Annotated in this window: 10 protein-coding genes; 9 read left to right on the forward strand and 1 reads right to left on the reverse strand. The window is 64.3% G+C overall.

Going from position 1 to position 12925, the window contains the following annotated elements; genetic code table 11:
* The first annotated feature begins 32 nt into the window (after positions 1-32).
* From ACIBJI_RS34655 to ACIBJI_RS34695, 9 genes are all read left to right on the forward strand, one after another.
* Positions 33-1367 (forward strand): class I SAM-dependent methyltransferase, encoded by a 1335-nt coding sequence (locus tag ACIBJI_RS34655; RefSeq protein WP_397087498.1) that lies wholly within the window; start codon positions 33-35, stop codon positions 1365-1367.
* Positions 1364-2767 (forward strand): FAD-binding oxidoreductase, encoded by a 1404-nt coding sequence (locus tag ACIBJI_RS34660; protein WP_397087500.1) that lies wholly within the window; start codon positions 1364-1366, stop codon positions 2765-2767. Before ACIBJI_RS34655 ends, ACIBJI_RS34660 begins: the two co-directional genes overlap by 4 nt.
* Positions 2764-3897, forward strand: coding sequence for a class I SAM-dependent methyltransferase (locus ACIBJI_RS34665; protein WP_397087502.1), 1134 nt, complete (start codon positions 2764-2766; stop codon positions 3895-3897). The genes ACIBJI_RS34660 and ACIBJI_RS34665 overlap by 4 nt, the downstream gene beginning before the upstream one ends.
* 12 nt (positions 3898-3909) lie before the next feature.
* The gene (locus ACIBJI_RS34670) at positions 3910-4869 is read left to right on the forward strand and encodes a fused (3R)-hydroxyacyl-ACP dehydratase subunits HadA/HadB (RefSeq protein ID WP_397087504.1); all 960 of its coding nucleotides are present in this window, start codon (positions 3910-3912) and stop codon (positions 4867-4869) included.
* 66 nt (positions 4870-4935) lie between these two features.
* Positions 4936-5772: a class I SAM-dependent methyltransferase gene (locus ACIBJI_RS34675; RefSeq protein WP_397087506.1), complete on the forward strand. Its 837-nt coding sequence runs from the start codon at positions 4936-4938 to the stop codon at positions 5770-5772.
* Positions 5773-6241: 469 nt separating this feature from the next.
* Positions 6242-7216, forward strand: coding sequence for an ATP-binding protein (locus tag ACIBJI_RS34680; protein ID WP_397087508.1), 975 nt, complete (start codon positions 6242-6244; stop codon positions 7214-7216).
* Between the two features lie 1373 nt (positions 7217-8589).
* Positions 8590-8808, forward strand: a complete 219-nt coding sequence (locus ACIBJI_RS34685; RefSeq protein WP_397087510.1) for a helix-turn-helix domain-containing protein — start codon at positions 8590-8592, stop codon at positions 8806-8808.
* A gap of 232 nt (positions 8809-9040) precedes the next feature.
* Complete coding sequence (locus ACIBJI_RS34690; RefSeq protein WP_397087512.1) at positions 9041-10306, forward strand: hypothetical protein; 1266 nt, start codon at positions 9041-9043, stop codon at positions 10304-10306.
* 1150 nt (positions 10307-11456) lie between these two features.
* The gene (locus ACIBJI_RS34695) at positions 11457-11810 is read left to right on the forward strand and encodes a hypothetical protein (RefSeq protein WP_397087514.1); all 354 of its coding nucleotides are present in this window, start codon (positions 11457-11459) and stop codon (positions 11808-11810) included.
* Between the two features lie 308 nt (positions 11811-12118).
* Here ACIBJI_RS34695 and ACIBJI_RS34700 read toward each other — a convergent pair whose 3' ends face one another.
* Positions 12119-12700, reverse strand: a complete 582-nt coding sequence (locus ACIBJI_RS34700) for a hypothetical protein (protein ID WP_397087516.1) — start codon at positions 12698-12700, stop codon at positions 12119-12121.
* Positions 12701-12925 lie beyond the last annotated feature (225 nt).

The following is a 12925-nucleotide window of genomic DNA, read 5'->3' on the forward strand; positions in this document are numbered from 1 at the left end:
GTAGCAACGCCCGCAGAAAGGATGGTGCCCCAGTGAGCGAGCAGGCGGTGTCGATCCTGGCCAGGCATCCCTGGGTCGACACAGCATGGTGGGACCAAGGCAAACGCGCGATCCTGGTGCGCCCATCAGTGTCGGCTGTAGCCGTCCGGCCGGTTCCCGGACCATTGCTCACCGAACATCTGGAGCACTGGCGGCACGTGTACGAGTACGTGTACTCGACCACCAAGGGACGACACGGCGACGATCTGGACCTGTCCGGATGGCGCGCCTCCGACACCGGCAAGCCCTTTTCACGCGGCCACATGATCGAATGGGTGGACCACGCGGTTGGACTCGTCCTGCGCGACAAACCACGCGTAGTGCTCGAATTGGGTTGCGGCAGTGGCCTCCTCGCTCACCGCGTACACCGCAGCACCCGCGCCTACGTCGGCATCGATGTCGCCGAACCCGCCGTCGAGCGGCTGCGCGCCCAAGCATTGCCGGGTGTGCGGGTGCTGCAGGGAGCCGCGCACGAGCTCACCTCGGCGTCGGTCACCGCGGCGCTGCACGAGGCCACCGGCGACAATGCGGCGGACCCGGATTGTGTGGTGCTCAACAGCGTCACCCAATGCTTCCCCAACGAACAGTATTTGACGGCCGTACTCGACGACGCGCTCGATCTCGTCACCGCGGGCGGGACCGTGATTGTCGGCGATATCCGCAACCTCGCCAACGCCCCCGATTTCGCACGCTGGCTCGAAACCGCACGCAACCCCGAGGCGACCGAGCCGCAGCTGTCCGCGCGCATCGCCGATCGGCTCGCCGCCGACGAGGAATTGCTGTGCGATCCAAGGTTATTCGCCCGCATCGCCAATCGGCATCACCGCGACATCCGAACCACCTGCTACGCCAAACCGTTCCGAGACGACACCGAACTCACTCGATACCGCTACGACATCGTGTACACCGTCGACGCCCCCGCACCGGAACCGGCTCGCACCATCGCATGGTCCGCGCTACCCGCCGGCCGGCTCCACGCCGCCGATCTGACGCGCGAACCAACACTGGTCACCGGGATTCCGAACGCACTGCTGGATCCGCACGCCCCCGGCGCCGTCCGCCCCGCCGAACTCGCCGTCGCCATCCCGCCCTCGTGGGCGGTGCTGCTCGACTCCGCCGACGGCCGCGTGCTCGCCGCCGGCCCGCCGGAGTTCTATCGCGATCGAGATGCCATGCGCGACAGCGACTCAACAGTTGCCAGCAACGACCCCAACACCACCTTCGTGCAGCGGCGACTTCCGGAGATCCTCACCGATTACCTCGAGCGCGAACTCCCCACCGCAGCCACACCGCTTATCGCGGTAGCACAGGAGCCAACCGTCCCATGACGACAACACCATTCCTCGACCAACTCGACGACCTACGCAGCGCCTGCCGCGGCGCGGTATTACTGCCCGACGACATCGGCTACAACTCGTCCCGCCACACTTGGAACATCGCCGTCGACCACCGGCCCGCGGTGATCGTGCGCTGCGCCGATACCGCGGATATCCGTGCGGCCGTGGACTTCGCGCGCCGCCGCGGCCTACCCGTATCGATGCGGGCGGGCGGACACGATGTCGCCGACCACGCCGAAGTCGAGCACTCTGTCATGCTCGACCTGTCACCGCTGAAGGCCGTCACCATCGATCCGATCAACCGTCGCGGAACCGTCGCGCCCGGGGTGACCTGGACCGAGTTCGATCGCGCCGCACAAGCGCACGGACTGGCGGTCACCGGCGCCGATGTCTCGACGGTCGGGGTGATCGGCACCGCGATGTCCGGGGGAACCGGTTGGCTGCAACGCGCCTTGGGCTTCACCTGCGACAATGTCCTCGCTGCGGATATTGTGCTCGCCGATGGCCGACAGGTACGGGTGGATGCCGACAATCATCCGGACCTACTGTGGGCATTGCGCGGTGGTGGCGGCAACTTCGGCGTTGTCACCAGCCTGGAACTCCAACTCCACCCGATCAGCACAATCTATGCGGGCACCCTGCTGTACCGATACGACAAGGTGCGCGCGGTGCTCACCGCCTTCCGCGAATTGTGCGCCACCGCACCCGCCGAGCTGTCCCTGCGGGCCACCCTGATCAACTGGCCACCCACCGCGCCCAAGGGGCCACCGATGGCGGCGATCACTGCCTCCTACCTCGGTTCGGCCGAAGACGCTCGCGTGGCGCTGCGGCCATTGCGGCGGATCGGCGAACCTGAGCTCGATCTGATGCGGCCGCTGAGTTATCCCGAGTTGCAAAGCAATACCGAGCAGGCCTTTACCGAGGGGCACGGCACGGCTACCGGGACCGAATGGCTGCGCGCCCTCGACGACCGCACCATCGACGGGCTGGTCGATTTCGGCGCCCGGATGCCTACACCGCACACCCTGATCTCGATCCATCAGCTCGGCGGCGCGATCCGCCGGACATCCAACGAGGCCACGGCATTCAGCTTCCACGAGGCGAACTATCATCTGGTCGTCTTTTCCGGCGCACCGGGCGGTCGGCAGCCGATGGCAGCGCAACGCTGGATCGCCGACATCATCGACACCGTCCAAAGCTGTTCGGCCGGAGGTCCGTACGTCGGCATCCTGGACGGATCCTGTTCGCCCGCGCGGGTCCGCAGTGCCTTCCACCCCCACGCCTACCAGCGGCTACAGCGCGTCAAAGCCGAATACGATCCGAACAACGTCTTCCGCTGTAACCACAACATCCCACCGGCCGGTGCCCGACTCGACAGCGAGTCGCGATGATCGCCGAACTCGCCGATAGCGCCCGCCGTGCCGCCGACGCCGCGACTCCCCTACCGAGCAGCACATCCGACCCACAGCACTACATTTCGGCCGTCGACGACCTCGACACCTTCGGTCTGCGTGCCATGACTCGCGTGCTGCGAGAAGCACTGCCCGACAATGTGATTTGTGGCGAAGATGAGATCGCCGCCCGCCTGCGGGTCGCGCCGCGGCATCGATGGCTGCTGCGCCGGTGGCTGGCCGAACTGACCGCGCGCCGATGGCTGTCCCGGCAACCGGGAAGCGGCTACGGAGCACTGCGCGAGCAGCACGTCCCGGCTCGCGCCGAGCTGCGCGAGGTCTGCGCCGACCTCGGCTTCGCACCCGAACTCGCACAGTTCTTCGCGCGCGCCAACCGAGCGCTGCCCGACCTACTGCGCGATCGTGTACTCGCGCAGGAACTCCTCTTTCCCGACGGCGACTTCCGCACCGCCGAAGCGGCCTACCGGACCAACCCGATCAACCACTACCTCAACGCCGCGACCCGCGAGATCATCACCTGGGCCATTCGCGAACTCGAACCCGCGCACGCACCGGTCCGAATCCTGGAACTGGGCGCGGGAGTCGGCGGAACGACAGCCGATCTTGTTACGGCGCTGAGCAATTCGCTGGTCGACTATCACTTCACCGATCTGTCGAAATTCTTCCTCGACACCGCGCGCGAACAGTTCGCCGCTTATCCCTGGATGCGCTACGGCATCGTCGATCTCAATGCCGACCTGCCACGCCAGCCCCCGTGTGACATCGTGCTGGCCGCGAACGTCCTGCACAACGCGAAGAACTGCGGCCGGACGCTGCACGAGTTGGGTGAGCTCCTGGCACCGGGCGGATTCCTGATTTTCGTGGAATCCTGTCGCGAGCATTGCCAATTGCTCACCTCGATGCATTTCCTGATGTCGCCGAAACCGGGCGCCGCCCCGCCTGGCGGCACCGATATCCGCGCCGGAACCGATCGCATTTTCCTCAGCGAGCACCAATGGCTCGACCAGCTCACCCTCGCCGGTCTGCAATCGCACCTGGTGTTGCCCGACACGGACCATCCACTGGCCGCGCTCGGCCAACGCGTCTTCGTCGCCCGCAAACGCCCCTGACCGAAGGACATCGTGGAGCAATACCGTTGCGACGACTACTACGAGGTCGGCCGTGAAAAGATCCGAGAGTTCGCCCGCGCCGTCCAGGACGTTCATCCGGCACATTGGGACGACGCGGCGGCCGCGGTACTCGGCCATCCAACCCTGCTGGCCCCCTTGACCTTTGCCTCCTCGGTCGCGACCTTCGCACAGCGGGCGATGTTCCGCGAAGCGACGGGAGGCTATGAGTCCAGCCGCCTGCTCCACGTCGAACAGGAGCTGCTGTTCCACCGGCCGATCCGCGCGGGCAACCGATTGACCTGGGACCTCGCTGTCAACAGCCACCGCGCGGTCGACGGCGGCGACCTCATCGTCGTCACCACCGTCATCAGCGATCGAGACACCGGCCCGGTACAGACCGTCCACACCACCCTCAGCGGCCGTGGCGGCAACGAAGTCAGCGACATCATCGAAGCCGCACAACGGGTTTCGATCCAGGAGATCGCCCCGCCGATCCCCGATACCCGGAAGGCAGACGGTCCTTTGACGTTTCCGACCCAGCCGGACGCCATATTGCCGCACCGTGGGGAAATCGTCGCTGGATACCAGTTTCCGCGACGGACCTACCGATTGGGCCGCGGCGACCTCGTCAACTATGCCGGTGTCTCCGGTGACAACAACCCGATCCACTGGAACGACATCGTCTCGCGCACAGCAGGCCTGGATGACGTCGTGGCACACGGCATGCTGACCATGGGCCTCGGCGCCGGATACCTCACCAGCTGGCTCGACGATCCGAGCTGCGTCCGCGAATACACCGTTCGGTTCGCCCGAACTGTCACCGTCAACTCCCGGCGCCCAACCGACCTCGAATTCGGCGGCATCGTGCGATCCATCAACCAGCGCGACCGCACCGCCGTCATCGCGCTCACCGCACACACCGACGGCCACGACATCTTCGGCCACGCGGCTGCCACAGTGTGCCTGGCATGAAGCCGTTGCCGTCGATCGCTCGACCTGACTACATTTATTGAAAACGTTTTCCAGAAAGAGTAGCTTATGACTACCGGTGCCGCGGAACTAGGCGAAATCCAGGAGACATTGCTCATCCCCCTCTTCGGCCGGGCCACCGAAACCCACAAGCCGGACGGGCTGCTACACGATGCCAAGGCCGTCGAGATGGTCGAGGCGATCGACTACGACTTCGCTCGCTTCGACGGCGGCCGCAGCCTCCTCGGCGTGGTGCTGCGCACTAGCATGATCGACGCATGGGTGCTGGATTTCCTCGACAAGCACCCCGAGGGCACCGTCGTCGAAATCGGCGCCGGGCTCAACACCCGCTTCGAACGGGTCGACAACGGCACACTGCACTGGGTCGACCTCGACCTACCCGATGCGATGGCCCTGCGATCGAAGTTCTTCACCGAATCCGACCGACGCCGCATGGTGGCAGCATCCGTGCTGGAGGAATCCTGGATCGAGATCGTCAAGTCCTTTCCCGCACCGTATTTCCTCATTGCCGAGGGCGTACTGATCTACCTGGACGAATCCGACGTCCGACGGGCACTCACCCTCATCACCGAGAACTTCCCCGGCGCACACCTTGTCCTGGACACCTCGGGCCGCTGGATCATCGACCACCAAGATCGCCACGACGCCATGAAAAAGGTGACCGCCCGCATGCGATGGGCCTGCGACGACCCACGCGAACTCGAACGCTGGCACCCCGGCCTGCACACCCTGGAATCCCGAGACCTGTCCCAACTGCCAGACCGGATCCGCCCCCGAGTGCCGCTACCGCGCCGAATCGTGCTCCGCGCGGTCAGCGCGATATTCCGCAAGCGCTTCGGCCACTACAAGGTCAACTTTTACCGCATCGACGGCCCGACCAACTGAACATAGGGACCCGTCCATACCAACTCACCGAAGCGCATCAGCGTAGGGCCGACCTCAGCCGATGCCAACGGTCGGGCGACCGGCCATCCCCTCTCCTCGAATCGGCGACTTCCGCTCGTAGATCAGGTGGCGTCACGTTCGAGCCCCTCCGGACACGACCACTACGCTCACCGGCGGCCGCGGCACCGTGAAGCACCGGGGAAATCAACGCAACGCTCGATCTCGAAATGCGTAGGGATGGTGTTGCCGCCGCACGTCACCCGGGCCAGGCTCCGCAGTTGCCGGACACCGAGACCGATGCGCTGTACACGGGCGCTCGTCGCGTGCGTGTCGGCTGGAACCTATTGCGGTAGATCGGAACTCATCGACGCTTGCGCAACCCTCCGTTCGATCGCGGCGAGGTATCGAGTACATTGTCGTCGCCAATCTCGAACATGAATATCGTTACTGATACGAGAGGAGAGTGGCGGTGAAAATCGCCTTCGTCGGTAAGGGTGGCAGCGGCAAAACAACCCTGTCCTCATTGTTCATCCGTCATCTGGTCGAGCAGGCGTTGCCCACCCTGGCGATCGATGCCGACATCAACCAACACCTGGCCACGGCACTGGGTTCCACCGAAGAGGAATCGCTGACCCTGCCAACCCTCGGCGAGCACCTGCCATTGATCAAGGACTACTTGCGCGGACACAACCCGCGGATCTCCTCGGCAGAGGCGATGATCAAAACAACCCCGCCGGGAGCGGGTTCGCGGCTGATGAGTGTCGTGGAAGACAACCCGATCTACTCCGCCTGCATGCGAGACGTCGGCGGCGCCCGGCTGATGGTGACCGGACCGTTCACCGATGAGGATCTCGGAGTGGCCTGCTATCACTCCAAGGTCGGAGCGGCCGAGTTACTGCTCAACCACATGGTCGACGGTATCGGCGAGTATGTGGTGGTCGATATGACCGCCGGTGCCGACTCGTTCGCTTCGGGGTTGTTCACCCGCTTCGATCTGACCGCCCTGGTATGCGAGCCGACACTGCGCAGCGTCGGGGTCTATCGCCAATATCTCAACTACGCCAAGGACTTCGGCATCCGCATCGCCGTCATCGGCAACAAGATCTGCGACGCCGATGACCTGGCCTTCCTGCGCGAACACGTCGGCGAGAACCTGCTGTGCTGGATCGGCCGCTCCGCGCACGTGCGCGCGGCCGAACGCGGCGACGTTCGACCGATCGCCGACCTCGAACCCGACAATCGCCGAGCCCTGGCGACGATCCAGGAAGCCCTCGACGCCGTCACCCGCGACTGGGTTACCTACCAGCGCCAAGCCGTCGAATTCCACGTGCGCAACGCCAAAGCATGGGCAGGCGAGGATCTGGTCGCACAGATCGATCCCGACTTCATCTTGCTACCCGATACTGAGTCCGGACAGCCAGTGGAGCTGGCCACTCGCCCCTGAGTGGGTCGGCCCGAGCCGAAGGATGGGTCGGCTGCGGACTACCCGGCGGGATCCACCGGGTAGTCCAGCCGCCCGAGATCAGCCGGACCCGACACCCACCGGTCGAGTTCATTACTCGGGCGCCGTTGACGCGGTTACGCAAGCTGGTGCATCGGGGCCCGGTGGTGGTGGTGACCGGGATGTGGGGAGTCCGTAAACCCAGTTGGCCGCCGCGTATGCCCGCGGGGTGTTGACCGGTGATGTGCGATAGGATACCGAGCCCGACAAGCGCATCAGGAAGACGTTCCCTACGTTCACGTCATCGCCGACCCCGCCCGGCAGCCCAACCCAGATCTCCGGCAACTTCACCGCAGATTCCGCACGCCAGCTTGTCAATTCGCTGCAGTTCGGTGCACTCCCCCTTGTCCTTCACCGTGTCCTAGACACAGACACGCCAAATTCAGAAAAGCTGCAGTTCAGTGGCGTGCACCAGGTTGGGGATATGGGTCCGATCCCCCTCCGGACATGAACCCCCAAAGTAGCCCGGAATCGGTCTTGCCCGGCCCCCGCCCTATGGCCGCCCGACAACGCGCGATCGGCTTGAATAACCAACTGGTCGACGAGAAACCGCTGGTCCTCCCCTTTCCAGTCTACTTACGGTGAACGGCCGGTCGGATAGTCCGGACACCTGACTCATTGCGACCTTCGTGGGGTGCCCTGGCAGACACGGTGGCAGGGCTTCCGTTCGGCCGCCCGGTGATCTGACACGGCGACCGCTCCGTTCCCGTCCGAGCCGCGAGCTCTTCCTGTAGACACGTGGGCGCTGTGCGGGTGTCCGGCGGCCGGAACCCGGTTAGCAAAGTATGTCTTCCGCGGTCCAGACACCGTCAAACCGTTTCGGCGAATCCTTCATTGGCCCGCGATCGTGTACTGCCTCTCCGCATTCCAGGTTGGATGTGCAAGCATTTGTGTCGCTGCTATGGATCCACGCAGAAGGTGGCGCTTCGGGTCGGGACGCACGCCCGGTCCGGAGACCATCCGGCGGCATTCATCATTTGCGCTTAGTGGTCGAGCCGCCCGGAACCAGTTGTCCGGGCCCCTCGCTTCCCTACCATGTCGGCGACACCACCATGTCGCCAGGTCGCCCAATGTAGGTGCGCCGCAACGCAACAGGCCGACGTCCATGCCGCCATCGAGGGACCGTGCAGTGTTGTCCCATCAGTGAGATCTGGCCGCGGCGGCCGATCTTGGTGTTCAATGGAGGTCGGGTACGTATGCGCTGGGGAGGATCTGAGAAAGGTGCTTACCCATGCCCAAAAAACTTCTACCACACCGCACTTCGCACCACTCGGGGATCATCGCCCCTGACGCCACGCGCACAGTTCAGGCCAGCGATGTCCGGTGATGAAGTCTGGCTGAGTTCACTCGAAGTCTCCCAACGGTTGAAGATCCCGCTGAAGACGCTGGCGTCGTGGGCCAGTGCCGGTCGCGGCCCGCGCTTCGCCCGGATGGGCCGGTACCGCCGCTATCGGCTCAGTGACCTGCTCGCCTGGGAACAAGAACAACTCGACCGAGGCGGCGGAACGGGCCCCACCCGAAGGACGCACAGCTGAGCCGAAACGATCGGCACAAACGACGCTTCCCAATGCTCCCGGTGAGAGATCCAACCATCGATAGTTAATTCTCGGCTATCTTCTGGCTCTTGCTATCAGCGGATCGCTCTGCCGAAGATTCTCGCGCGGCCCGATCTTGAGGCGAAGTGCACATAAGGCGCATGTGAATTCCTTCGAGAACCTGGCTGTCGACCAGTGAATCAGTAGCAATCGAAATGTTGGGAAGGGTGTGATGGGCGGTAGGTTGCCGAAACCGGTCGGCACTTTTGGGGTACCAACCAAGCCGAAGAAGCAGCGCAACGGGCGCTGGCGGACCACTGTCCGCTACTACGGTGCGGGCGGTGCGCAACAGCTCGAGCGCATGGGTGTCAGTGCCGACGACGCCCGTAACCGGTTGGCGGAGGCCATGCGCGATTACCGAGAGCAGCTCGGGCGGGATCGGATCACACGCAACACCAAACTGATTGCGCTGGCGAAAGAACTACTGGGCGAGCTGGCTGGCGATGACGCCTACACCGCGAGCAACATCGAGGACTACCGGCGCGAGATCTACGTCTCCACCGACCGACGCGCCAACAAGGCCACGATCAAGATCGAGAACTCCATCGGGAACCTACAGATCTGGCAAGCCACCTCCGGCGAACTCGACCGCCACATCAAGCACCTGGTCTCCCTCGGATTGCGACGAAAGGCCAAGCAGCACAAGATCATCCTGCGGGCGATGATGCAGATCGCGGTCCGCCACGGCGTGATCGACACCAACCCCGTCGACGGCGTCGCCGCGTTCACCCGACGCCGCGTTCCCGCGCGCGGCAAAGTCGGTGACCACACTGCGCTGCCAGCGTTCCGGGCCCAGGTGCGGGCCTGGGCGCGCGGGGAAGCCATCCCCGGCACACCTGCATACACCAGCGGTCCCGCCAGGGACTGGACCGTGGTGTGGGTGGTGGATGTGATCACCGGGACCGGAATGCGACCTCACGAGGTGTTCGCACTGCTGCTCGATGACATCGACCTAGACGCCACCGACCCCTACCTCGATGTCACCGGCACCCTGGTGGAGATCAAGGGCGCCGGTGCCGGAGGCTGGGTGCGTAAACCCGCACCGAAATCCGAGAACGGGTGGCGGCGGATCCTGTTGCCCGAGCACACCATCGAAGCGGTCCGTGAAGCCGTCAAGGACCTCGAAGTCACCGCACGCCCCAACCCGGACAGGTTGCTGTTCCCCGCCCGCAACGGTTCGGTGCGTAACCCCAACAACTTCGGGCGCACCTGGCGTGCCGCCCGCGGCGACGACTTCGCCTGGGTCACCCCACGCACGTTCCGCAAAGGCGTGGCCACTGCAGTCGATCACGCCTTCGACAACCCTGAACGCGCCGCCCGCCAACTCGGTAACACCCGCGAGGTCGCCAAGACCCACTACATCGATATTCCCGAGACCGTGCCCGACAATCGGGCCGTGCTGGAGGCCTGGGCGCGCGGGCCGGGGTCGAAAACGTGAGATTTTTGTGAGATCGTTCAAATCTCGGAGCTTCTCCAGAAACGAGAAAACCCCTTCCGATGCTGGTCGGAAGGGGTTTTGTCGGTCGGGCTGACAGGATTTGAACCTGCGACCACCTGACCCCCAGTGAACCCGGCTATGCGCTCTGACGTCCAGCTGACACCGTCCTATCCAGGTCAGAGGCCTTTCGTGTTCCGCTGATGTCGCCGTGTCCGGCCTGTACCTGCCTGTCTTGACACACTGGCGGCACACTGAAGACCACTCCTGACCTGCGCTGAGACACGACCTCGACGATCCGGCCCTACCGCACGCCAACACCTCCGCCGTGCAGCCTGTCGATACCACCACCATCGTCGCACTCAACCCGTCTCCGCCATCACCGGCGCAATATTCCTCAACAAGCGTCACTGAAATCGAAGTAGAAGTTGCGAAAACGACTCCAGGCCCCCGCGAGCACGCGACGGATACGAGATCGTCGAGGCATCGGACGGCACCCTCATCACCTGCTACAGCATCATCCTTGCGACTGAATCGATCCTGGACGAACGCTGCCGCGGTCAGCCACATCCGCCACCTCGACGCACGACGCTCGGCAATCTGATCCGGCCATGCAACCACGCCGCGATGCAACCGGTTCGCCGCGGATCGGCTTGTCGACTCGTCCAGTCTCGACGTCCTGGCCATCGAATCCGTATCCCGCAGCACCTAACAGGGAGGACTCCCGATGAAGCATCGCATCGTCCCGACCCGCCGCGCCGTCCGCCATACTCCTCGACATCTGACCGCGCGCGGTGTCTCATATAGGGAGCCTTCGCCGCAGCACTGGACATCAGCAGAGACGCCGTTGCGCAGCAGACGTCACCGCGGCGCGACCACGTCGGGAGGGGACGTAGGCATGGACATCGATATCTCCTGCCCCACTTGCGGGCGCATGGAGTGGGTCCAAAGTGTGCCCGCGATCCGCGCGACCGGAGTCCAGACGATCACAGGCACCGACTATTACACCGGTGTCGGGATCGCTTCCAGCGGCTTCGTGCCTGTCGTTGGCTCCACGACGATCGAACGTACGAGCACTTCGAACCTTGCACGTGCTCTGGCCATCGCACCGGCTCAACGTCGATCAGGTCGACTGGTTGCATGGGGGCTGCTGATGTCGATCCCATTCCTCGGAGCCCTTGCCCCGATGACGTTCTCGGTAATGCGGCCACAGCCCGGTATCGGATGGGGTTGGGCACTGTTCGCGGCTCTCGTCATTCTCGGTGTGCTCGCGACACCTTCCGCGATCGTGTTCACGATCGCCAGTCATCGCGTCCGTCGCAACAGTCGGATTTCTCGTGGGATCCCCGCCGCCAGCATTGTCTGGCGGGCTGGTCAATACTGCCACCGCTGCGGGCTCTGCTTCTGGCCCTACCCACCCACCGCCACCGTTACCGCCCGAGAATCGATCGCGCCACACCAGTTCACCTCGATCGTCTGGAACGCAGGCGGATACGCCAACGTCTGAGCTACACGCTGTGGAGGTTGCACTCAACCGTAGCGTCGACCTCGCCCTACCGACCGCAAAGAGGTTTCGTAGCTGTCTGCGCACCGCGCGGAAGCGTGACGACGGATGAGAAGGACGGTGGACAGCACATGCTCCCCCGACGAACTGTTGAACCTCAATGCCGCAGCGGTCCGGCGGATCTCCTGTCCCTTCGATGGGCTCTCGTACGCTGACAACGCCCTCGACCACCGCTGATGCCACGTCATCGATGAGCGATAGGTCTGAACGGGCGCAAGTCCATTCAGCCGAAACGAAGGGCACAGTCCGGGTCATTTGGACTGCCCCAGACTCTCGCCGGTCGGCGCGGAATCACCTCCGCCTGGAACCCGTCGAGACACTTCTACCGCTGCCGACATGGACTCCGGATCGGCGGCAAGTCCACGCTCGAAGCGCTGTCCGGGGGCGCCCGTCTTCATACCGTCTCGACGTGCGCCAACGTCAGGATCGCGTGTTTTCGTAGCGTCGTCAGCAGCGGCTACCAGCTGACGTGCCTGCTTTGGCGTGATCTCGAGCAGGTCAGCGACATCGTCATCGGTGTTGCCTTGCTCGCGGATCCTCGCGGCGGCGAGTGCTTGACGGTGTCGGTGCTCTTCGATTTCGGCGGCAGCGCGTTCCCGCGCCGCCGCTATCTGCTGCTGTAGGGCGGCGATGTTGTCATCGCGCGCCTCCTCGATCCTCGTGATCGCCTGCCAGGCAGCGATGTACCGCCTTACTTCACCGGTGACCGCTTGCTCTCGTTTGCGGGCAGCATCGCGGCGATCGCGAATTCGTGCGCGCGAGCGTTCAAGTCGTGCGACGACCTCTGGTGAGCGGGTGCCGCGGGCACGACGGGATGCAACGTTTTTGTCCATGCTGAAATTCCTGACCAGCCGATCCGCGCATCAGTCCCCAGCTACGAGGATACGCGCCGATCTTCGTGCCGGCTCCGGCCATCTCTGAATCTCACTCGCCGCGCCGGTCCGCCCCAGCCCCACCTTGTGACGCGGCAGCCCCGACAACTCGAGATCTCAATCCACTTGTGTTTCAGGCGAACCCACTTCCCCACTGAAAACGCTCGCCCGTCTCGACTTTTCATA

Origin of the sequence: Nocardia sp. NPDC050408 (assembly GCF_044458905.1) — a bacterium.
In the GTDB taxonomy this organism is placed as follows: Bacteria; Actinomycetota; Actinomycetes; order Mycobacteriales; family Mycobacteriaceae; genus Nocardia.